The 21408-nt window shown below is 59.2% G+C and carries 18 protein-coding genes, 1 tRNA gene and 1 riboswitch; of the genes, 11 read left to right on the top strand and 8 right to left on the bottom strand.

What is annotated here, in order from left to right:
• The first annotated feature begins 113 nt into the window (after positions 1-113).
• Entirely contained in the window at positions 114-3002 is a 2889-nt protein-coding gene (locus FYK55_RS22200) for a serine/threonine-protein kinase (RefSeq protein ID WP_161604681.1), read from the top strand.
• Positions 3003-3093: 91 nt separating this feature from the next.
• On the opposite strand, the gene FYK55_RS22195 is transcribed toward FYK55_RS22200, so the two are convergent.
• The gene (locus tag FYK55_RS22195) at positions 3094-5457 is read right to left on the bottom strand and encodes a polysaccharide biosynthesis tyrosine autokinase (RefSeq protein ID WP_150078816.1); all 2364 of its coding nucleotides are present in this window, start codon (positions 5455-5457) and stop codon (positions 3094-3096) included.
• Positions 5458-5842: 385 nt separating this feature from the next.
• Here FYK55_RS22195 and FYK55_RS22190 point away from each other — a divergent pair, with 385 nt between their 5' ends.
• The 4 genes from FYK55_RS22190 (at position 5843) to FYK55_RS22175 (ending at position 10077) form a co-directional block, all read left to right on the top strand.
• On the top strand, positions 5843-7045 hold the full coding sequence (locus tag FYK55_RS22190; RefSeq protein ID WP_150078815.1) for a deoxyribonuclease: 1203 nt from the start codon (positions 5843-5845) through the stop codon (positions 7043-7045).
• 516 nt (positions 7046-7561) lie between these two features.
• A riboswitch (cyclic di-GMP riboswitch) is annotated at positions 7562-7660 on the top strand.
• Positions 7661-7720: 60 nt separating this feature from the next.
• Positions 7721-8368 carry a hypothetical protein gene (locus FYK55_RS22185; protein WP_150078814.1) on the top strand — a complete coding sequence of 216 codons (648 nt, stop codon included), beginning with the start codon at positions 7721-7723 and terminating at the stop codon, positions 8366-8368.
• Between the two features lie 47 nt (positions 8369-8415).
• Positions 8416-9624: a pilus assembly protein TadG-related protein gene (locus tag FYK55_RS22180; protein WP_161604680.1), complete on the top strand. Its 1209-nt coding sequence runs from the start codon at positions 8416-8418 to the stop codon at positions 9622-9624.
• Positions 9625-9660: 36 nt separating this feature from the next.
• The gene (locus FYK55_RS22175; protein ID WP_150078812.1) at positions 9661-10077 is read left to right on the top strand and encodes a TadE/TadG family type IV pilus assembly protein; all 417 of its coding nucleotides are present in this window, start codon (positions 9661-9663) and stop codon (positions 10075-10077) included.
• A 345-nt stretch (positions 10078-10422) separates the two neighbouring features.
• Here the strand turns inward: FYK55_RS22175 and FYK55_RS22170 are convergent, their stop codons facing one another.
• Positions 10423-11856 (bottom strand): RecQ family ATP-dependent DNA helicase, encoded by a 1434-nt coding sequence (locus FYK55_RS22170; protein ID WP_150078811.1) that lies wholly within the window; start codon positions 11854-11856, stop codon positions 10423-10425.
• 126 nt (positions 11857-11982) lie between these two features.
• On the opposite strand from FYK55_RS22170, the gene FYK55_RS22165 reads away from it, so the two are divergent.
• Entirely contained in the window at positions 11983-13275 is a 1293-nt protein-coding gene (locus FYK55_RS22165; RefSeq protein WP_150078810.1) for a GspE/PulE family protein, read from the top strand.
• Here the strand turns inward: FYK55_RS22165 and FYK55_RS22160 are convergent.
• Complete coding sequence (locus tag FYK55_RS22160) at positions 13249-14367, bottom strand: ThiF family adenylyltransferase (RefSeq protein ID WP_150078809.1); 1119 nt, start codon at positions 14365-14367, stop codon at positions 13249-13251. The genes FYK55_RS22165 and FYK55_RS22160 overlap by 27 nt on opposite strands.
• On the opposite strand from FYK55_RS22160, the gene epmA reads away from it, so the two are divergent.
• Both epmA and FYK55_RS22150 read left to right on the top strand, forming a co-directional pair.
• On the top strand, positions 14366-15325 hold the full coding sequence (gene epmA / locus FYK55_RS22155) for an EF-P lysine aminoacylase EpmA (RefSeq protein WP_235908893.1): 960 nt from the start codon (positions 14366-14368) through the stop codon (positions 15323-15325). The two genes, FYK55_RS22160 and epmA, sit on opposite strands and share 2 nt — an antisense overlap.
• 151 nt (positions 15326-15476) lie before the next feature.
• A complete protein-coding gene (locus FYK55_RS22150) occupies positions 15477-15983 on the top strand; it encodes a hemerythrin domain-containing protein (RefSeq protein WP_150078807.1) in 507 nt (168 codons plus the stop codon).
• A 66-nt stretch (positions 15984-16049) separates the two neighbouring features.
• On the opposite strand, the gene FYK55_RS22145 is transcribed toward FYK55_RS22150, so the two are convergent.
• The 5 genes from FYK55_RS22145 to FYK55_RS22125 form a co-directional block, all read right to left on the bottom strand.
• Positions 16050-16490 carry an ATP-binding protein gene (locus FYK55_RS22145; RefSeq protein WP_161604679.1) on the bottom strand — a complete coding sequence of 147 codons (441 nt, stop codon included), beginning with the start codon at positions 16488-16490 and terminating at the stop codon, positions 16050-16052.
• A 240-nt stretch (positions 16491-16730) separates the two neighbouring features.
• Positions 16731-17099 carry an STAS domain-containing protein gene (locus FYK55_RS22140; protein WP_150078805.1) on the bottom strand — a complete coding sequence of 123 codons (369 nt, stop codon included), beginning with the start codon at positions 17097-17099 and terminating at the stop codon, positions 16731-16733.
• A 97-nt stretch (positions 17100-17196) separates the two neighbouring features.
• A complete protein-coding gene (locus FYK55_RS22135; RefSeq protein WP_150078804.1) occupies positions 17197-17448 on the bottom strand; it encodes a hypothetical protein in 252 nt (83 codons plus the stop codon).
• A gap of 18 nt (positions 17449-17466) precedes the next feature.
• Positions 17467-17907, bottom strand: a complete 441-nt coding sequence (locus FYK55_RS22130) for a hypothetical protein (RefSeq protein WP_235908892.1) — start codon at positions 17905-17907, stop codon at positions 17467-17469.
• 121 nt (positions 17908-18028) lie between these two features.
• Positions 18029-18325 carry a hypothetical protein gene (locus FYK55_RS22125; protein WP_150078802.1) on the bottom strand — a complete coding sequence of 99 codons (297 nt, stop codon included), beginning with the start codon at positions 18323-18325 and terminating at the stop codon, positions 18029-18031.
• 387 nt (positions 18326-18712) lie between these two features.
• On the opposite strand from FYK55_RS22125, the gene FYK55_RS22120 reads away from it, so the two are divergent.
• The 3 genes from FYK55_RS22120 to FYK55_RS22110 all read left to right on the top strand — a co-directional run bounded on the left by FYK55_RS22120 (position 18713) and on the right by FYK55_RS22110 (position 21382).
• Positions 18713-18786: transfer RNA gene (locus FYK55_RS22120), tRNA-Val, on the top strand.
• 74 nt (positions 18787-18860) lie between these two features.
• Entirely contained in the window at positions 18861-19859 is a 999-nt protein-coding gene (locus tag FYK55_RS22115; RefSeq protein ID WP_201743778.1) for a tyrosine-type recombinase/integrase, read from the top strand.
• Positions 19860-20560: 701 nt separating this feature from the next.
• Positions 20561-21382, top strand: coding sequence for an alpha/beta fold hydrolase (locus FYK55_RS22110; RefSeq protein WP_150078801.1), 822 nt, complete (start codon positions 20561-20563; stop codon positions 21380-21382).
• The last annotated feature ends 26 nt before the right edge of the window (positions 21383-21408 follow it).

The raw sequence follows: 21408 nt of genomic DNA, 5'->3' as shown, positions 1-21408 counted from the left end.
CCGGCGTCGAACCGTCAATCCCGTTTGAATCATCGATCCGTGATATACTGCCGATGGTGTCCGCGACACCCGTTTCGCGCTTCTCGTTCACTCCCGGCCACAGTTTTTCTTTGATGGCGCCGTCGAATCCCGAATACGAATTCCTGGATCCGCCGAAATCGGCATCCGAGGGCGGACAGGCTCTGGGCACCCTGGGCCATTACCGGGTCATCCGGGAACTCGGCAAGGGCGGCATGGGCTACGTCTTTTTGGCGATCGATTCGCGGCTCAAACGGGAAGTCGCGCTGAAGGTCATGAACCAGAAGATCGCGTCCACCCCCGGCAGCCGAAAACGTTTCATCAGCGAAGCTCGTGCGATGGCCGCGGTCCACCACGACAACGTGGCCACCATTTTTGAAGTGGGCGAACAGAAAGGGACGCCCTACATGGCCATGGAGCTGCTGCAGGGCGAGACGCTGGAATCTTTCAAGGACCAAGCCCAGCGGCCGGACTACCAAACGCTGATTCGATTCGCCCAACAGATGGCTCGCGGTTTGGCCGCTGCCCACGCCCAGGGCATCGTGCACCGCGACATCAAACCGGCCAACATCTGGCTGGACGCCAAGACCGGGCGGATCAAGATCTTGGACTTCGGGCTGGCCCTGGCGCAAACTCCGGTGGACCAGCTTTCCGGTCGCGGCGCCGTGATCGGTACGCCCGGCTACCTGTCGCCCGAGCAAGCTCGTAGCGAACCCCTGGATGATCGCAGCGATCTGTATTCGACCGGTGTCGTGTTGTACGAACTGGCGACCGGAAGATTGCCTTTGAAAGCCAAGACGGTCGCCGAGCAACTGATCGCGATTCTGGCCCATGATCCCAAGCCGATCGTCCAGCTTAACGACCAGATTCCCAAGCCGCTGGCAAATCTGATTCACCGCTTGTTGGCCAAAGAGCCGCGTGACCGAGTTGCCAGCGCCGCGGAATTGGATCGAATTCTGGATGACGTCGCGGTCGAATGTGAGTCGACGTCGGAGGTTGCTCAAGCGATCAACCAATTGCAAGCAGGTTTGCAGGAAGTCGTCGCCAAGAAGGAAACCGGCGCGGACTTCGATGAAGCACCGATGGGCGATTCTGGACCCAGCGTTTTTGATACGTTGCCCGACGCAATGCCGGTCTACGATCCGTTGTCCAGTTCGAATGCTTCCCTGCCAGCGATCCAAGTGCCCAACGCCGGCGGAAACGCCGTCCTGCAGAACTCCGCTCTGGGCGTCAGTAAACCGGGCGTCGGTAAACCGGGCATCGGAACACCCGCCGCCCAACCCGGTCCGAAGAAACCGGAGGCTGGCTCGTCCAGCCGGATCTGGATTTGGGGAGCCATCGGCGCCGTCGCGCTCATCATTCTGCTGTGGGTGCCACTGTACGTGTTTTGGAGCACTTCCAGCGAGTTGGGGCGGCAAGAGTCGATTTCCATCGAAGGTTCCGACATGAACCCCGGCAGTGGCTCTGAGGCTGGCGGCCCTGCCAGTCGTGATGACGGTTCGGCGGTGATGGCCAACCAGGGCCGTCCCGCCGTTTCGCCCGCTGCCCCGGAAGTGAATTCACGCAGGCCCGATCGAGAGACTTCGAATCAAGCGAACCAGACTCCCCCGTCGCAGACGGACGACACACCGGTTGAATCAGAACTGGTCAGCGGTCCGTTGGTGACCGCGGTCAACGCCAAGGCGGTGGAAAACCCCAACGTGAATGGAGCGACATGGCTTCTGAACGCCAATCAGGGCAATGGGTCGTTTGATGCCACCGAACCGGCCAAGTCCGAGGACCGCATTCCGGGATGGACCGTTCGCCGTTCGGGCAACCAGGCCGGATGGCAGCAGGCCAAGAATGCGAGCACGGGAAAGACGTCCACGTTTGCGTTCGCCGGCCCCAACAGCGAATTGGTTCTGACCGGTGATCCGCTCGATCACGTCACGCGGAAAGGCGATGTCTTTCGCGTCGGGATGGTCGTGGGCGGTGAAGGTCCCGGTCAAACCGACTATCGCGTCGTTCTCGGTTTTCGCTCCGATTCGGGACTGCCGGTTCGATACCAGTTGGACCAGTTCGCCGACGGGTCCGCCTGGAAGGGGCGAAACCGAAGCCGGCACGTGTATCAGTACACGGCCGACGAGAGCGTCGCCGGAAAACGACCCTTCGTGGAGTTGCTGGTTTCCAACGTCAACCGAAAACGGAAGCGGGGGATGTTGGATCAGGTCGTGATGACCGTGCAGGCGCCCGAGGCACCTCGCGTGGCCCAAGACAACACGGACACGCCGCCCAAGCCAGATGAGTCCATGGTGTCCGCCAATACGCCCGACCGGTCTCCGCAACCGGACCCGGAATCCGGCACCGATCAACCCGATCCAAAGACTCCCCCGGTTTCCTTGCGACAGGTCGTCTTGAGCACGGCCGACGAAGGGGGCGCCGATGCGACCGTCAAACGTGGGTTGGGGAGCAATGATCCGCTTGGCGAAAAACCGATCCTGGCGGTACAAACGCGTGGCGGAAAGCAAATCCAACACGTGTACTTGCGATTCATGCTGGATCCCCTGCGGCCCGCGGGAGCCAGGTCCAGCCAGCCGCGTCCATCCGGCGGCAACGCCCCGAAATCGCCTCCGCTGCCGATTGAAGAAGCCGCCTTGCAACTGGAACTGGCCATGCCAGAGCGACCGGCGGCCGGGGCCCTGCGTCTGTATGGTTTCAACGATCCAATCAGCGATGTTTGGTCGGAAGATCGGCTTTACTGGAGCAGATCCCTTTCAGAGAACGGCTTGGACGACTTGCCACTGCTGGCGGAGACTCGGTTGGGAAGTGGAGGACAGACCGTGACGATCTCCACCCCGCAGCTGGCCAAATTCCTCGCCGGCGTCGATCAAAAGTCGGTCACTTTTGTGCTTGTCGGTGTGAACGGTAACGAGCCCATCATTTTCTCCGCTAAGGAAGACAGTGATGGGGCACCGCCCAAGCTCAAAGTCGGATTGGCGGAATAGGTACCCGCACCTGTGACGTCCGACCTTCCTTGACTTCAATCGCGAAGCGACGGCCGCCGCCTGCCGTCGGCGCAAGCCGATAAAATCGGCGTCAGGAGTCCGTCTTGCGAGCAGAAAGCTGACGTCCCGCTTTAGCGCGGCCGTTGACCGCCTTGCCGTTTCGCGACGACTTGCGGGTGTAGTCGCTTTCGTAGTAGCCGCTGTATCCGCCGGCGCTGTCGAATTTGGTTCCGGCGCCCAACGAGTTCAGCATCCAGCCGACGAAGTTGCCTCCGGATTCGCGGATGCGACGCATCGTGTTGAGCACTTCGTCGCGTCGGGCCCGCGAGACGCGGATCACCAGCACGCTTCCATCAATTCGCGGCAGAACGACGACGGGATCGGAAACGGCCAGCACCGGCGGCAGGTCCAGCAGGATGACGTCGAACTCTTGTTTCAGCTCATCCAGGATCTCGTCCAGTCGCGAGGTCTGAAGCAGTTCCGCCGGCGTCTTGGTGCTGGACCCCGCCGTCATCACGGAAACGTTGTCGATCGCGGTGCTGCGAATCGTCTCTTCGATGCTGGTCTCATTCTCCAGCAGGTCCGACAGACCGAGTTCGTTTTCGACACTGAAGTATCGGTGCACGGTCGGTCGACGAAGATCGGCGTCGATCACAAGCACTTTCAGATTTACCTGCGCGAACGAGACGGCGAAGTTGGACATGATGGTCGATTTGCCATCGCCCTGCAGCGGACTGGTGAAGCCGATCGTCTTCAGCTTGCCGGCTTTGATGTCCATCAGCATCATGGTTCGGCCCAGGCGGAACGCTTCAGCGTCCGGCGAAAGCTCGGCCGAGATCAGACCGTTGACCCCTTGATTGATCGACATCATTTTGCCAACGCGGCCGAGGTTCGGCAGCCCGATCATCTCGTCCAGTTCCGCGGCGGAGCGGAATCGGCGGTCGCGGACATCGGTCCCAAACGCGAGGGCCAGGCCGCCACACAGGCCCAACGCCAATCCGCCGACGGCGCACAACGGCAACTTCGGCCACACCGGTTCGCCGACGCGTGGCACTTCCAGAAATTCGTACAGGTAGCCGCTGAGACTGCTGGCGGTGTCCAGTTCACGCAACTGCGTCACGATGCCGTCAAACAGGGCCTCCTGACGTTCGATGTTCTTTTGCAGGACCAAGTCGCGCAATTCATACTCGATCAATTCTTTGGCCTTCTTTTCGGCATCGGCGGTCAAGAAGCCCAGCTCTTTGCGGCGTTCGGCCAACGCCGCCAGATCGTTTTGCAGGAACCCGGTGTACGCATTCAGCAGGCCCTCGGGGGTCAGCATCGTGTCGGCCATCAGGCCATCGGGGTTGGTCAACTCTTCATTGTCTTGCAGGAATTGCTTGACCAGTTCGATCTCGCCCTCGATCTCCTGGACCTTGGGGTGCCCGGGGCCAAAGACGGCATTGAGGCGTTGTTTTTCACTGTTCAGCTGCAACAGGTGCGTGAATTGCGTGCGGGCTTCTTCGATTTTGGCCGGCATCGCTGCCTTGAATTCCGCCGTGTTCGACGAGTTCATCTGCAGCCCCGTGAACAGTCCCAGTCGTTCCAGCGACTCGCTGTCGATCAACGACAGCTTGTCCAGGTTGTCGACCGGGTCGTTGGACTCTTCCAGTTCCGCCAAGACGGCCTGAACGCGGTCCAATCGGGTGCGCAGGGTGGATTCCTGGATGTCCAGGTCCAGCATCTCGTCCTGCAGGCGACGAAAGCGGTCTTGATAGACGTTGCTGCTGCCCTCGCCTTGAAAGAACAGCGGTGCTTCCTGTCTCGCTTTCAACTGTTCCTGCTCGGCGGTGGCCAGTGACTCTTCGACGTCGCTCTTGGCCTTTTGGACCAGTTCGTTGGCGCGACCCATGACTTGTTCGACCTGGGCCACGATGAACTTTTCGTATTGCTTCATCACCGCGGTCAGAATCAGACGTGCGTCCTCCGGATCCGGGTGGGAAAAGGAAATGTTCAGCGTGCGGGCGGTCTTGGCACCGCCGCTGCCGCCTTTGACGATTTCCAAGTGTTCGATGACGTATTCGGCAGCGTCTGTTTCCGGCGACACTTGCGACTGCAAGGATTCGATTTCGGTCAAGCCGTTGGTCTTCAACGCCTCGTCGACGATCATCCGGCTGGAAATCAGTTCGATGTGGTTGGCGAGCGTGTCTTCCTCCACCATCCCCGTCCCGGTGCCGGTGCCTCCCAAGCCGGCTGTTCGTTCGGAAATCAGCAGCTTCGCACGCGATTCAAACCAGACGGTCGCGTTCAGGGCATACAGGATTCCCGCGGCCAGTCCCAGGACCGCCAGGAAGATGATCATCCAACGTTGCCGCCGGAAGATATCCAGCAGGTCCAACGAATCAGGTTCGGGAGCCACGGGGCGACGGGGGCGCGTCGAACTGGACTTGGCCGCTGGCATGGGAAGTTGTCTCATCACTGAGGTCGGTCTGGCGTACGATGGTCGGTGGGAACGCTGCAGGTAGGGAAAGCGCCGGGGATGGCCGTCGAAAGTCCTGCGAAAAAGGTTAGCCCGCCAACACTGCAACGCGGAAAAACAATTCGATTCCAGGACAGTTGACGCTGACGGTTGACGCTCGGGCTGGGACGCGGGCGGCCCAATCGGAGGGTCAGGGCTACCATATTAGTTGTCCGAACCGAGGCGTTCGTCAAGCGATTCCGCATTGGGGCTGCATTTCGTCCCGTCCAGGTCGGTTGGTGATGAATACGCCGACACCAGCGAACGGCGACGCCGCGGATTGCCACAAATCGGGCTCCCTGAGGCCGTTTTGTTTGGCCGTGTCGGATCAGGCTTGTCGGCCGTGTCAGAAATCTTCTATAGCCAACGCGGATTTCGGGAGTTGGTCCCGGACAACTCTCCCGCGGCCCGAGGCGATGCCGACGGTCGGTCAGCAGCCACGGAGATCGAGTTGGGCATCTTCTCCAAACGTCGTCGAAAAAGTGCGCTCGCCCCGAACCGTTCGGTGCTGCGCTGGCTGGGACCTGCGGCGACCCTGTTGGGCTTGCTCTACATCGTTTTTTTGATGCTGACCGGAGGCCTGGATTTTGCCGCACTGGATACGCTCCGCACGTCGGACGACCCGTCCGGGGGACGGCCGGTGTCTTTGGCGGCCGATCCGACTCGGCCCGCCGAGAGCCTCCGCATCGCTTCGTTTCGAATTCGCGAGTTTTCTGAAGAGGGCGTGGCGGCGCGGTCCCGCCAGTCCGGTGTCGACGTGATGGACGCCATCGCGGCGGCGGTCACCCGGTTTGACGTGATTGCGATTCAAGACGTCCGCGGGCCTTCCGGCGCCGCCGTGAAGCAATTGATCCAGCGCATCAACCAGGCAGGCGGCCAGTACGCCGCGACACTCAGCGATCCCATCGGCGAACAAGACCGTCCGGAGTCTTACGCCCTGCTGTGGGACCAGTCCCGCGTGGAACTGCTGCCGGGCAGCTCCTATGTTGTCCGTGACGACGCCGATCGGATGTACCGCGAGCCGATGGTTGCTTCGTTTCGGGCACGACTACCCAATGGTCATCCCGGACGCCCGTTTCGATTCACGATCATCAACGTGCGCACCGATCCACAACGTGTTGATCCGGACTCGGCGGATAATGAGATTCGCGTCTTGGCGGACGTCTTTCAACGCGTCCGGCAATACGAATCCGAGCAACACGGTGAGGATGACTTTCTGCTCGTCGGCAACTTGAACTCCGGCGCGGCCGCCATCGCGGACCTGCTGCAGATCCCCGGAGTGGTTTCACTGGTTGGGGTGACGGACTTGGACGCGTCTGGAGGCGAAGATTCACCGGACCACATCCTGATCGACCGCGGGGTGACCGCCGAGTACACCGAACGGACCGGTCAAATGGATCCGCAACGTGACTTGGGTCTGACGCCCGAACAGGCGACCGCGGTCAGCGATCGCTTTCCGGTTTGGGCGGAGTTTGGACGATATGAGATCCCGCCGATTCTGCACGCGCAATCGGCAGGCAAAATCCAGACGCGTCTGATTCGCTAAGCCCTGACTGGATACTCGCAAAACTCCGTGGCTGCCGTCACGTGGCTAAGCTCGCCAGAGCGTGGCTTTCCGTCGCGATACTCGTTTCCAGACAAAGCCTGTCAGTCAATGCCTTCCCGAGTGGCGACGGAGTGGATTCTGGTGCTCTCCGTGATCTCCATGACCTCGGTGGCTTTCTTTTCATCCTCCGAACTTGCCACGCCCACGACGCACTGAACTGACGCGGCCCGGGAACCTCCCGTGCGGCGTGTTCGGTAGGCCGCATAAGACTCGTTTCGTGAATCGAATCCCTTCCCTAGCTCGGAAATTGGTCGGTCCGGGCCGGTTCGATCCGCCTGTGCCGGATTTTCGGTCGCATCAATTCCGGGGGCCATCGCTACAGGCAGCACAATCGCTACAGGGCGTCGACTCGGTGGCCAGGTTGTTGAACCAATTGGATGGTTTTTGACCGTTCCCGGTCGGAATCGGACATAGGTTTGCAAAGTCCAATCCCAGTGCGAAGGGTTCCCCTCGAACCCTCGACAAAGGCAAACCGCGTGTGAGCGTGGGACGCAAAGTCATGGGTCCGGTCACTCTTGGGGGAGAGTGGCGACGCCGGATCGCCAGACTGCCGAAGGGGCCTAATCGTACCGATTGGCGTCGCATCAACTTTTGCATCACAGCTAGGGAACCGAAATGTTAAAAACCCAACTGCCGAGCGTTTTCACCCGCTCCAAGATTCTCTTCGGCGGAATCTGCTTCGCCGCAATGCTTTGTTCGTCCGCAACGGCTCAAGAAACATCACCCGTCTTCATGGTGGAAGAGAACTGGGAAATGGTCATCAATGAGCCTGACGTGGCGATCAACTCGCCCCAAGTCGCCTTCTTCCTTTACCCGGACGCGGACTGTTCGACCTGCTATTTCCAATTGCAGATGAACTATGCGGCCGAAGCCGGCTACTCCAGCGGCGGATTCCGCGTCGGTGCTTTCGTCGATGAACAACCCGTTGACGACGAACGCAGCCAAATTCAACAGTGCCTGGCGTGGGATGGCGACACGATCCGCTGGACCAGTGCTGTGGCCGTCTTTGACGGCAAGGTCATGATGGCTGTGAAGGACGGATTCGGATGGCAGTGGGGCGCATTCGGAGGCCCGGAATACCTGGTCGAAATGTCTGGACAAGACATTCACGACCTGAACCACTACACACCCGAGACGAGCGCCGCATCGGTGGACATCGGATTCGGAAAGAATCGTGTCGCATCGATTCATCTGAAGTCGGTGCGGATCACGCTGGCTGACGGAACCGTGCGAACGATCAACGTTGATCAGCAAGTGCACTGATCCGACGGACCGTTGAGAACAGACAATGAACATTTATGGGTGTGAATATGATTACCAATGAAACTTTCCGCCGCTCCGTCGGCAAATCGGGTCGCCGTCGTGCGACCACCTTGAATCAGAAGCGTCGGGGATCGGCTCTCGTGCTGAGCGTGTTCCTAATCGCGACTTTGTTGATGGTTGCCGCCGTGGCAATTGACTTCGGTCACATCAATGTTTCCCGATCGGAAGTCAAGCGAACGGCGGACGCCGCCGCGATGGCTGCCTGCTGGGAACTTTTTGACGGAGTGGTCGCCGGGACGCCAGCGTTGGAGCAACGACCGTTGATCGCCACCGCCGCTGATGACATCGCCGGTTTGAACCTGGTTTCGTCTCGGTCGCCGTCACTCAACAAGGACGACGACATCGAAATCGGTTACTACACGACCCGGGAACCCGGTGTGTTGAGCCCCGCCGGAAGCTTGGAACCCAACGCGGTTCGCGTGCACCTGCGTCAAACCGATGCCGTGAACTCCGCGATCCCACTGTTCTTCGGTGCAGTGACCGGACGGCACCAACAATCGCTGGAAACGCACTCGACCGCCGCCATGTTCAAGGCCGTTGCCGGGTTCCATGTTCCCGATGAAGAAGGGGAATGCCTGGACATCCTTCCCATCACCCTGGATCTAGCGACCTGGGAAAAGGTTTGTGCCAAGCAAACCGAAGATAAGTTGTCCTGGGATCCCCAGGCGAACGAAGGTCGAGGCGGTGTCGTCAATAAGGGCGATGGCTTCTGTGAATGCTCATTGTATCCCGAACCGACCGACGATGCCGCGGGCAACCGCGGGACCGTCGACATCGGCGGTGGGGCAAACTCCACCACCGATATTTCGAGACAGATCATGACTGGGATTTCCGCCGCCGACATGGCAGCGTTTCAAGCCGAAGGTGGCACGCTGGAGTTCGATAGCAATGGAGAATGTGTTCTCAATGGCGATACAGGGATCAGCGCGGCCATTAAGGATGAGCTACATAGTATCGTCGGCCAGACGCGAATCATTCCCATCTTTAAAGAGGTCGGTGGCAACGGGGATAACGCCCAATTCACCATCGTCGCGTGGGAAGGGGTGCGCATCCTGGGTGTCAAGCTGACCGGTCCGATGCATAAAAAGCACTTGACGATTCAGCCCGCCAGGATGGTTGCCAAGCATGCGATCTATAGCGAAGACGAGTTCGCCGAGACCGACTTTTTGTATACGCCGGTCATGCTGGTTGACTGAGCGACCATTTAACGCATTACCAATAGTATCAAGAACATGAGAAAGCATCGAAAAAGGCAACGGCAGCGTCGCGGAGCGGCGGTCGTCGAGTTTGCCTTGATCGTTCCCGTCATGCTGACGTTTACCTTTGGCATGATCGAACTCAGTCGCATGAGCATGGTCAAGGAATCCTTGACTCAGGCGACACGGGAAGGAGCCCGGGTCGGGGTTCGTCCCACCGCCGATTCCGCCGATGTGGTTGCCCGTGTCAACGAGGAACTGGACATCATGGGATTGAGCGGCGCGACGTTGACCATCACGCCGCAAGTGCTCGAACAAGCGGAACCAGGCGACTACATCCATGTCAAGCTGACCATTCCGATCAGCGAGACCAGTTGGATTCCTGACGTGTTCAGCTTTGAAGTCTTGGACATCGAAGCGGAAACCGTCATGCGACGCGAAAGTACTGGGTGATTGCACGAGGCAATCGATGCGATAAAGCTGACGATGAAAACGGGCTGCTCTTCCGGGAGCGGCCCGTTTTTTGTTTGAGACGCGCGTCTTTCAACGCACTTCCGTAGGTCAGGCCGTGCCTGACGACCGACCGTTCAGGTAGCCACGCTCGCCAGAGCATCGCTGTCCGCCACGCTTGCGGTGGCAGCGACGGGGGCTTGCGAGTTTTGAGATAGGGCGTCGCTGGACAGCGTCACTTTCAATCAAGAATACGGTGATCTGCAATGCAATGAGCGGCAAGACGCTAGCCGCCGGTTGAGGCGAGAAGACCCGCGGCTAACGCCATGCGGCTCACCCAAAGTGGCGTTAACCAGCCGCATCCATGAAGTACTGGTTCAGGAATTCCTTGCGGTCACCCGTTTCGGCAGCTAGCTGGACCATCGCGTACAGCCGCTGTTGGTCCCGCAGCTTTTTTGTCGACAGGATTGCCTCGTCCTGGAGTGCCACCGGCAAGTCATCGATGACGTGGAAACAATCCGGAGGACGCGGTCCGGCAACCACGCCATAGCGATCCAGCATTCCCAGTGCCGTTGCCAGACGATGGTCGTGCTTGCTGCGTCGTTGGAGTTGCCCGTTGACCCACTCCAGCCCATACGCTTCGCATTGCTCCCGACGTTCGACCAGCAGCCGGTACAGCCGCGTATAAAACGCCGCGTCGGGGTTGGACCATTCGATGAACTGCATTTGCGTCATCAAATCTTCCTGGGCGTACAGCCACAGACAGCGGCTGGGCAATCCGTCGCGTCCGGCCCGGCCGATCTCCTGGTAGTACGATTCGATCGAACCGGGGGTTTCGGCGTGCACGACAAGCCGGATGTCTTCTTTGTCGATCCCCATGCCGAACGCGCCGGTCGCCAACACCAGATCTGCCCGGCCGGACATGAAGGCGTCCTGCAATTCCCGCCGCCTCGTCCGTCCAAGGTCTCCGTGGTAGCAGACGTGATCGATCCCCCAACCCGTCAGCTGCTCACTGAAGCGTTCCAGCGTTTTGATCAGCGCGAAGTAGACGATCGCACTGCCGTGCTCCCAGGCGGGATCGCTCAACACCTCGCGGAGCCCTTCCAGCTTTTCTTCTTCGTCGTAGACCTGAAGTACGTCCAGCGTCAGATTGGGACGCTGGATTCCCCAGTGAAAGAGCCGGATGTCTGCTTCATCGATGCCAATCTGTTGGTAGATGTCTCGTCGACACTCTGCCGTGGCCGTCGCCGTCAAAGCGATCGTGGTGGGACGGTCCAGTTGTTCTCGGATCTCTGCGATGCGGGTGTAGTCGGGGCGGAAGTCGTGTCCCCATTGGCTGACGCAGTGGGCCTCGTCGATGGCCAGCAGTTGGACCTTTCGACGGGCGATGACCTGGCAGAATTCCTGCTTTCGAAATCGTTCCGGCGTGACAAACAGCAACTGGAACTTGCCGTCGGCGATTTGTTGATAGCGTTCGTTGCGGCTGGATCGGTCTAGCGAAGAATTGATGTAGGTCGCATCAATGCCCCGGCTTTGCAGGGCGTCAACTTGATCTTTCATCAGCGCAATCAGTGGCGAAAGCACCAGCACCAGCGCCCCGGTATCCGGCGGTTGCAGCAGGGCCGGAAGTTGGTAACAGAGTGATTTTCCCATCCCGGTGGGCATCACGACCATGCAGTGCCCCCCGTCCATCACCCGGGAAATGATCTCCGCCTGTCCGGGACGAAAATCGGCGAATCCGAAGTACTGGCGAAGCAAATTGCGGGCGCGATCGAGTCTCATGGGCACAATGTTTGCACGGCCCCCGGCCCATGGGAACCCGCTGATTTTTGCGTTGTTCCCTCCGATCGGCCATATTGGGGCTCGCCAAGATCCATCCCACCAAGCTTCACTCCCACTGGTTCCCACGTGAATAACGAGTCGACCATCGATTTCAAACAGCTCGAAACCGAGTCCGGCGAGACCGAATTGTCTCCCCCTGAAATGTTCGCGGCCCACCTGATTGAGTGGGCGCTCGAACGCCACGCCAGTGACCTGTTTGTGTCCGATGTCGACAACGCGGTGATGGTCTCCCTCCGCCGTCTGGGAAAAATCGAACCGGTTCGAAAGCTGGCCCGGGCCTACGGCCACCGCCTGCAAGGTCACCTCCGAGTGCTGGCCGGAGCCGACGCGGGAGAAACGGTGCGGCCGATCGAGGGCCGCGGCGTGATCACGACGCCCAGCGGATCGCAAGCACAGCTCCGGCTCAGCAGTGTGCCCACGCTGTTCGGACAGGACGTCGCGCTACGGCTTTTTGATCCCGCCCGCGGGGCCATGCGGTTGGACGAACTGGGCATCGATGAAGAAGACGTGCAAACGCTGCAGATGCTGCTGGAGCGACCGAGCGGGCTGATCCTGGTCACCGGGCCGGTGGTCAGCGGAAAAAGCTGCACGCTGTACGCCATGCTGGCGGCGCTCAATGACGGGACGCGAAAGATTCACACGATCGAGGATCCGATCGAATACTCCCTCTCGGGCGTCATGCAGTCTCAGATCAATAGCAGATTGAGTATCGACTTTCCCGATCTGCTATCCGCTGTTTTGCGACACAGTCCCGATGTGGTCATGATCGGCGAGGTTCGCGACCAGGAGACGGCGCGGACCGCCATTCGCGCGGGCGCCAGCGGCCAGTTGGTGCTGGCTACCGTGCATTCCAAGACCGCGGCCGAAGGCGTCGAAATGATGCTGCAGTACGAGGACAAGCACAAATTCCTTTCTACCGCCCTGATCGGAGTGATCAGCCAGCGGCTCGTCAAGCGGCTCTGTCCGGAATGCCGCCAGGAGGTCTCGCTCGGACAGCCGGTCGCCGTGCCCGATCGAGTCGCCCCGCGATTGCACGGTGCCGAGCCAAAGCTCTATCGTCCTGGCGGTTGTGAAGTCTGTCACGGCGACGGGTTCGATTCGTTGAAATGCATCCCCGAAATCATGGTGGTCGACCAGGCAATCCAGGACGCAATCACCAACCGCGCCGAGACCTCGCAGCTGGAAGCATTGGCCGTCCAAAACGGCATGCTCCGGCTGCCCGAAGTCGCACTTAGTTACGTGCTTCGCGGCTACACGACAGCCGAAGAGGCATTTCGGGTGGTCAACGATCCGGAGCTTGCCACGCTGGCGGGCCGGATTGCCGCAGCGGAATCACCTGCCGATGAATCGGTCAACTAGGCCCCGGGCACGCGACACTTCGTCGGTTCCGTGAACGATCACCCGCCCATCACGGAACAGCGTCAGCTGGATCCCATCGTCCAAATTCAGCCGAATGAAAAAACGGGTGCGTTGCGTCGGGCCAACCGGTTCCCAACGACGCTCCATCTCGCGGAGATCTACGTCGGCCCGTCCATCGGGCGGATTCACCTGGACGGCATCGCGACCACACAATGCGGCATCCGCCGATTGCATCGCTTCGCCATTCAGGTAGCGGAAATCGCGTCGCCCGCAAGCTCCGCAATCGAAGCGCGGTGTCAACCGGATTTGTCGAACCCGATTGTTCCAAAAGTCGATCGAAAGCACCGCGGGGTTGACGCTTTCCCGGTTCCCCGAAATCCACTTGATCGCTTCGGTCACTTGCCAGCTGGCGATCGCCGATGTGGCCGATCCCAAAACGCCGGCGGTGTCACAGGTCTCCACCAGCCCGGACGGCGGCGGCTCGGGAACCAGGCAACGAAAGCACGGTGACGACGCGCCATCGAACAAGCGGACCTGCCCACCGGCGCCGACGCACCCGCCGTGAACCCAGACGGATCGGGTCGCCAGTGCCCAATCGTTCAGAAGGAAACGAATGGGAAAGTTGTCGGTGGCGTCAATGACGAGATCAGTTCCCTCCAGCAGGCTCCGGATGTTGCCGGGGGACACGTCCACCACGTGGGGAATCAGTTCGACACCATCGTTGATCTCCGCCAGCCGTTTGACGGCTGCTTCGGCCTTGCTGTTGCCCCGCGCTGCGTCGTCGCCGTCGAACAGTGATTGCCGTTGCAGATTGGTCCACTCGACAATGTCCCGGTCGATGACTCGAATGCGTCCGACCCCCGCGCGGCACAGCAATTCAGCCGCAACCGTGCCGAGTGCGCCGCATCCCAGCACGCTCACATCCGACCGTTCGATGCTCGCCTGGCCGTCCGGTCCGATCGGGGTGAATTGGCGTTGACGGGCGTATCGGTCCGGGGCGGGTGCGGTCACAGATTCACGGCTGGTTGAGGGAACTCGGGGGTCGGCATCGACCGGGGCCCCAACGGAGAACCCGATGGAAAAGCGAACCATGATCAATTTAGACCATCTTTCCCAACGTGCCGAGTTGCTGCGAATGACGCGGCGGTACTTTGATCAGCAAGGCTTCTTGGAAGTCCAGCCACCTTGCCTGGCACGGGATTGCGTGGTGGATGCCTATTTGGATCCGGTGACGGTGGATGCCGAACGATTGGGCCTGTCGGTCCCGGATCTGCCGAAGCGATTCTATCTGCAAACCTCGCCCGAATCGGCCATGAAGCGGATGCTGGCCCAAGGTGCACCGTCGATCTACAGCATCGGTCCCGTCTTTCGAGCCGGTGAAGCAGGGACGCTGCACAACGTTGAGTTCACAATGTTGGAGTGGTATGAAGTTGGCGGCGACGCGGAGTCCGCGATCCGGCTGTTGGGAAACTATGTTGCCGACGTGTTGAAGGCACCGGGTTACGATCGCATGACCTACCGTGACGCCTTTTTGCAAGTCGTTCAGGTCGACCCCATCGACGCGCCGCTTTCGATCTTGCGAGAGCGGGTAAAAGACGTCGATTCATCGTTGGCGAAATCGTTGAAGGATGATCGCGACGGCTTGCTGGATGTAATGATGTCGGCGCGTGTCTCACCGGAATTGGGACGGGACTGTCCAGTGATCCTGACCGACTATCCCCTTTCACAAGCCGCGTTGGCGAAACCTTCGGCCAACGATCCCGCCTGCGCCGCACGATTTGAACTGTTCGCCCGTGGCATCGAAATCGCCAACGGTTATGACGAGTTGACTGATCCCGATGTGTTGACCGGCCGCGCCGCGGAGAACAATCGCAAACGCGAAGCCCGAGGCCTCGCGGCTTTGGAGGTGGACACCACGCTCGTGCGGGCGATGCGTCGCGGTTTACCCGAATGCAGCGGGGTGGCATTGGGGTTGGATCGATTGCTGATGGTCGCCACCGGTGCGGAGCGAATTGACCAGGTCATTCCGCTGCCGATCACCGTCGCCTGATCGGCATTTCTTTCCTAGCAAAGCCGACGAAAAAATATCGCTTCCAATGCGTCGCGGAGTCGCCAGCGAGGGTAAAATAGGGGCTCGCTCGCAACGGAGAACCACGCCGATGCCAAACTCGCTTCTCGCGGCTCACTCCCGGTCCCCTGCCATGTCTGGTAACACCGCCTCTGGCAACAGCACTCCCGTCAAATCGGTGACCGGCCGGCTGACAGTCAACGCGGCCTTTCTCAAAGAGATCAAGGACGACAATCGCCACCTCAAAGAGCTTTGGGATCGATTGATTCCGATGCTCTCCCATGGTGAGACGGCGAAGAACCACTGGTCGGAATTGATCGACGGCTTGGCATGTTTGCGTGACCAGTTGGCCCTGCATTTTTCCTTGGAAGAGGCCTACGGTTATTTCGAGGAAGCGATCGATGCCGCGCCACATTTAAGTCTCAAAGCGGAAGCGTTGCGGGGAGAACACGCGGATCTGTTTTCGCAGGTGCGTGACCTGGCCGACGCGATCGTCGATGTGGATTCCGAACGGATGGAAAAGCTGGAAAAGTTTCTCGCCCGTTTCGATCGATTCCGGCGTGGTTTCGAACGCCATGAAGAAGAAGAACTTCGGCTAATTCTGCAGTCCTTCGATGACGACATCGGAGTCGGCGACTGAACATCAGCGTGGGGCCACCGGCAGATCAACTCGAGGGTGCTGCCACGCAACGGTCAGCCGTTCCCGTCAATCTTCGATCTCGGGGTCATCCCCTTTGATTTTGACCATCGTGATCTGATTGCCGACGTCGTTGTAGGCGACTTCGCTCATGATCTCGTGGATCAGCAACACCCCGCGTCCGCCAGGGGTTTCCAACCGGTCTTCGTCCCGCGGGTCCGGCACCGACGCAGGGTCGAAGCCGTCGCCCTGGTCGGTGATGCGAATGAGCAGACGTTCCGCTTCGCAGGTCATCTCCACCAGGACCGTCTTGTCCGGATCGCACTGATTGCCGTGACGAATGGCGTTGACGATCGCTTCCTCGTAAGCCAATTGGGTACGAAACAGGTCCGCCGGCGGCCAATCGCGATCGGTCATCGCGTCGAGCAATCCGGCCACCAATTCGCTTCCGATCGAAGTATCGCTGGGGATTTCACGGCGAAATGTCCAGGGTGTACCAGTGGAAGACATGCAAACGACCATGACCGCGAGAACAGGAGAGAGCCGTGACGATCCGCCCAAGGTCGTACCGACCCGATCTTTCGGTACTCATCGTCGCCAGTAGTCTATCGGAAAAAGGTGCCGGGCGAACCAGTGCTTCAACCGCCCGGTTTGTGGCCCCATCACGTAGGTCAGGCTGTGCCTGACGGCGGCTTGGTGCTCCGAGAGATCTGCGACGTTCGAACCATCGCCATCCAGGCAAGGCCCGGCTCAGCGCGAACGCGACTCGACGACGTCAGCACTGCCTTCGTCCAACAGAAAGATGCGTTCCAGACGCGTGATTCGGAACACGTCGCGAACGGTCTCGTTGATGGAACTCAGATGCATCGAGACCCCCGACGCGGTCGAACAGCGTCGGATCCGAATCAGCGCGTTCAGCCCGGCGCTACTGATCCAGGAGACATTGGTCAAATCGACCACCAGATCCGTCAGAGGGCTAGAGTGTCGCCCCTCGATCGCCTTGTCGATTCGCGCAGTCAATTTTCGCGCTTCCTTGCTTCGATTGATGGTCCCAGAGGTGGGAAGAATGATCAGTTTGCGACCGTCGTGTCGAATATCGATCTGTTCAGCCTTCGTCATGGAATTGCCGAAGCCTCGCACGTAAGGGCGGATACACTCGCCATCCGGGCCGGCAGGGGTGGAGAGGGGGCAGTTCACCCGTCGCGCCGCGCGGACATCAAGATTTGAGTGGTGAAAACTCCGCCTCTTCGAACGTTTTCTCAATCAAAGCATAACATCGTGGCAACCCGGCCGCAACATTCTGACGTTCGATGGTTTCGCTGACGAAGGCGTTGGGCGTCGCGACGCTCGCGCACACCGGTCCGGCAAGCGCGATCGTCCACAACGCCGAAACGGCCGAGCGGCGCATCAGCGGCGAGAAGTTCGTGGGACTCTTTGCCCAGAACAGCAGCAAGGGAATCAAAAGCATAACGCAGGTTCAACTCGTTCAATCGCCACGGTGCTTGGGAATCGAGAACGCGTGAAAAGAGATCACACATCCGACGGCAATCATGGAAAGACCGAGCCATCGGGGTGGCGTCACTTTCTTGCGCGGCTTCGGAGTCACCGGCTCGAAGAACGATCCGACCGCCGTCGAGTTATCGACGATCGGCGTTTTGGTTACTTTCGCCATCAGTCGCGTCGTCGGCTCGTTGAGCACGAACGATTCGACGCGGCGGAACTGGAACCCAAGCAAGATCAGCAGGATCCCGCTCAGGAAATATCGGTTTCGGTAGAACGACATGGGACTCAACCCCTCGGAAACGCCCTGGGAGGAAGGCAACGCCGAATCCGTTATCGGCGCGAGAGACACCTGGATCACATCGGTCGGTCCGGCTGACGTCACGGACCCGGAAGTGATGTGATCGCACAGATGGGGATCGACCATCCGGAGCGGGTTGCTTGAAATCGCGAGAAGAAAAACCGCTCAGGAGAACTGGCCGGGTGACGCCGATCATGCCGGTGGCATCGAAGGCAAAGCCGGGTGACACGCTGCTTAGGAACCTTGTTTAGGAACCTTCGCCCAGAAATCCGTCGACAGCTTCCCGGACGGACTGACCAAAACTGCGTTGCGCCGAACCCTGGATCAAATCCGACTGGCTGCTCCGCATGATCGCGGCGGCCAGCGTTTTGTGCCGCTTCCAGTCGTCCAGTTCGAACGCGCGAATGTCGGTGTAGACGTCGCCCAGGTTGTTCGAGATCTTCGGCACCAGGACGACCCCGTTGTTTCCCCGGACGACGTGGTAGTGCATCGCCAGAAACAACAGCAGCGCTCCGCAAAACATTCCGGCAATGAAACGGCTCATGGGGAGGATGCGGTCGAGAGGGGAAAAGAAAAGCGTGCCGGCCGCCTGTGAACTGGACGAGGTTCCCGTGGCGCTGAGCAGATTCAAACGCGGCCCGGGAATATTTTTAGGCATCCGCCGTCAGCCGGGCAAGAGAGATCCGTCGGCGGGGACGTCATGCTCTGGCTTCGGGGGGGCACCGCACGAGATCTCGGGCACGCCCAGAAAAGCTTTGCCGGCAAACTCAAACCCGCTTGACGATTCGCCCTGACCACTACAGACTACGCGGTGCTGGGGGCAAGCCAATCAGATTGAAGTCGGGGCCATGAAGTCGCAGGCTCCGCCAGCCGATTGCAATGCATACCCAGCGGTCGTTCGAGCGGCACTCACGCCCACCGACCCACCCAAGGGCGATTAGCTCAGTTGGTTAGAGCGCTACGTTGACATCGTAGAGGTCACAGATTCGAATTCTGTATCGCCCACTTGGTTTTTCTCTTTTCTATTCGAATGATTTCCTGTTCGTACCCTTTTGTGTACCCTAAACAGGAACTGTTCGATGGCACGTCAGCCAAAGCCGTATTTCCGAAAGGCCCAAAAACGATGGGTCTGCACGATCGACGGAAAACGCATCACTCTCGGTGAAAACCGCGAGCAGGCGATGGATGAATTCCATCGCCTGATGCTTAACCGCAATCAAGTTGCTGCTGCCGTCACGACGGTTTACGAGCTCTCCCAGTGCTACTTATCTTGGGTCGAAGTCCACAGGAAGCCAGGGACGTACGAGAACCACAAGCGATACCTGGAGAGTTTCATCAACGCCGTTGGCCGAACGGTCAAAGTTTCCAGGTTGAAGCGACGACATGTCACCGACTGGTCAGAGAAATACGCTGCGACGACGACGCAAAACGACGCAATCTCCATCGTCAACCGAATGTTCAACTGGGCGATCGAGAAAGAGTATTTCGACTACAACCCGATTGCCAACATCAAGAAGCCGAGAAGACGACGGCGCGAAATTGTTTACACACCGGGGCAGTGGCAGGAAATCCGAAAACACGCGACCGGCCCATTGGTTCCGCTCCTGGACTTTCTTTGGCTTACTGGTTGCCGGCCACTTGAAGCAAGGGCCCTTGAACGTCGGCACGTCCATGACCACCTAATCATCTTCCCGCCAGACGAATCAAAAGGTGAAACTGACTCCAGGGTCATTTTCATCACGGATACTGTGCGCCGTATCTTGTTACCGCTACTGGAAAACGGCAAATCGGGCCCGCTGTTTCGAAACTCAAAGGGGCGTCCGTGGACAAAGGACGCTATCAAGTGTCGGCTCAATCGGATCAGCCAGAAAGTTGGGTTCAGAGTCATTGCATACGGCGCTCGTCATAGCTACGCGACGAACGCTCTAATTCGATCGGTGGATGCAGTTTCGCTCTCCCATCTGATGGGCCACAGAGACACCAGAATGATCAACAACTACGCCCACCTTGCACAGAACGTTGAGTTCCTGCGGAAACAAGCGAATCGAGCCTCCGGAGCAATCGGCGGCGTCACTTGACGCTCCGGCGTCGGCCACCGGAGCGCGCTTGCGGCATACCAAAACTCGCGTCGGTCTCCGCGACTGACGCGTCGAACGGCGACAGCTCCGAGCCGGCGGTGGGTCCAACCGAGTGGACTTAGCGGCGTCGAAAGAGATTTGGCCAGTGGCGTGGCAATTGCCGTTGGCCGAAAGAATGAGCTGCAGCACGCCGCTACATTCTCGGGAGCACCATGGGCGTTTTGGACACGACCGTTGGCGTTTGAAGGCGTCACGATTGAACGGCGATTTAACGACTTGCGAGATCTTCTGCTCATGCTCTAACGCGATACACGACAAAAAAATTTGCTGCCCGTTTCCCCCTCGCTGTCTAGTTCATCGGCGTGCTGACAGGAACCATTCCTGCGTAGCCCAAGGGTGAATAACATCATACGATTGCCACACTGAGGGAGGCGACATTTGCACGGATGTCCGATTGTAGTAGCCGCCTTAATAGCGATATCGGCCTAAGTGAAACGCAATGAAGTATCGCTAAGCAACTGCACGCCGACTGCCTTGTCCACAACTCCCGCTCAGAAGATGGGGCGCGGGGCCAACAACAAACTCTGGGACGGGACGATAATAAGCACCTATGTCCCGAGACCGGCATATTCTTAGTTGCAAGTCTGGTCCGGGACATTGGGTGCGGCCAACAATTCACCTACAGGAGAAATGAAAATACAATGCCTGACTTCACCACCAACGATGGAACTCGTATTTTTTTCAAGGATTGGGGCGTCGGTCAGCCCATCCTGTTTTCTCACGGATGGCCCTTGAATGGAGACGCATGGGACCCTCAGATGCTTTTCTTCGGTGAACACGACTTTCGAGTGATAGCCCACGACCGAAGAAGCCACGGGCGCTCTAGCCAGACATGGCACGGCAATGACATGAATACGTACGCCGATGATCTCGCCGGGCTCATTGATTCGCTGGATCTTCAAGACTTAATTCTGATCGGGCACTCGACCGGCGGCGGAGAGATCACGCGCTATCTCGGACGGCATGGCACGTCACGCGTGGCCAAGGCGGTGCTCGTTGGCGCTGTGCCGCCGCTGATGTTGAAAACGAGGGACAACCCGGGCGGCTTGCCGCTGAGCGTCTTCGACGAGATTCGTCAGGGCACTCGGAAGAATCGCTCCCAGTTCTTCCGGGAGATCACAGCCCCATTCTACGGTTACAACCGTGAAGGAAGTTCTCCATCCGAAGGAGTGTGCGAGGCCTTCTGGCTCCAGGGAATGCAGGGAGGTATCAAAGGGCAGTACGACTGTATTGCCCAGTTCTCCGAAACCGACTTCACACAGGATCTGAAACAGATCGATATTCCGGTATTGATCGTGCACGGTGACGACGACCAGATCGTCCCCATCGGGGCATCCGCACACCGAGCCGACGAACTGCTTCGAAATTCAACTCTGAAAGTCTATCCCGGCAGCGGGCACGGCCTCACCCAAACCGATCAGGACCGTTTCAACCAGGATATTCTGGAATTCGTCCAAGGTTGAACGGAGTTGCTTGCGTTCGCGGGACG

Origin of the sequence: Roseiconus nitratireducens (assembly GCF_008629675.1) — a bacterium.
GTDB lineage: Bacteria > Planctomycetota > Planctomycetia > Pirellulales > Pirellulaceae > Stieleria > Stieleria nitratireducens.
Note: the sequence above shows the minus strand (reverse complement) of the source record. Positions and strands in the feature narration are given on the sequence as shown.

Excerpts from the sequence above, each read along its gene's own strand:
- FYK55_RS22200 (WP_161604681.1), top strand. The coding sequence starts at position 114 with ATGGCGCCGTCGAATCCCGAATACGAATTCCTGGATCCGCCGAAATCG.
- FYK55_RS22195 (WP_150078816.1), bottom strand. The coding sequence starts at position 5,457 with ATGAGACAACTTCCCATGCCAGCGGCCAAGTCCAGTTCGACGCGCCCC.
- FYK55_RS22185 (WP_150078814.1), top strand. The coding sequence starts at position 7,721 with ATGTTAAAAACCCAACTGCCGAGCGTTTTCACCCGCTCCAAGATTCTC.
- FYK55_RS22180 (WP_161604680.1), top strand. The coding sequence starts at position 8,416 with ATGATTACCAATGAAACTTTCCGCCGCTCCGTCGGCAAATCGGGTCGC.
- FYK55_RS22175 (WP_150078812.1), top strand. The coding sequence starts at position 9,661 with ATGAGAAAGCATCGAAAAAGGCAACGGCAGCGTCGCGGAGCGGCGGTC.
- FYK55_RS22170 (WP_150078811.1), bottom strand. The coding sequence starts at position 11,856 with ATGAGACTCGATCGCGCCCGCAATTTGCTTCGCCAGTACTTCGGATTC.
- epmA (WP_235908893.1), top strand. The coding sequence starts at position 14,366 with ATGATCAATTTAGACCATCTTTCCCAACGTGCCGAGTTGCTGCGAATG.
- FYK55_RS22160 (WP_150078809.1), bottom strand. The coding sequence starts at position 14,367 with ATGGTTCGCTTTTCCATCGGGTTCTCCGTTGGGGCCCCGGTCGATGCC.
- FYK55_RS22150 (WP_150078807.1), top strand. The coding sequence starts at position 15,477 with ATGTCTGGTAACACCGCCTCTGGCAACAGCACTCCCGTCAAATCGGTG.
- FYK55_RS22145 (WP_161604679.1), bottom strand. The coding sequence starts at position 16,490 with ATGTCTTCCACTGGTACACCCTGGACATTTCGCCGTGAAATCCCCAGC.
- FYK55_RS22140 (WP_150078805.1), bottom strand. The coding sequence starts at position 17,099 with ATGACGAAGGCTGAACAGATCGATATTCGACACGACGGTCGCAAACTG.
- FYK55_RS22135 (WP_150078804.1), bottom strand. The coding sequence starts at position 17,448 with ATGCTTTTGATTCCCTTGCTGCTGTTCTGGGCAAAGAGTCCCACGAAC.
- FYK55_RS22130 (WP_235908892.1), bottom strand. The coding sequence starts at position 17,907 with ATGGTCGATCCCCATCTGTGCGATCACATCACTTCCGGGTCCGTGACG.
- FYK55_RS22125 (WP_150078802.1), bottom strand. The coding sequence starts at position 18,325 with ATGAGCCGTTTCATTGCCGGAATGTTTTGCGGAGCGCTGCTGTTGTTT.
- FYK55_RS22115 (WP_201743778.1), top strand. The coding sequence starts at position 18,861 with ATGGCACGTCAGCCAAAGCCGTATTTCCGAAAGGCCCAAAAACGATGG.
- FYK55_RS22110 (WP_150078801.1), top strand. The coding sequence starts at position 20,561 with ATGCCTGACTTCACCACCAACGATGGAACTCGTATTTTTTTCAAGGAT.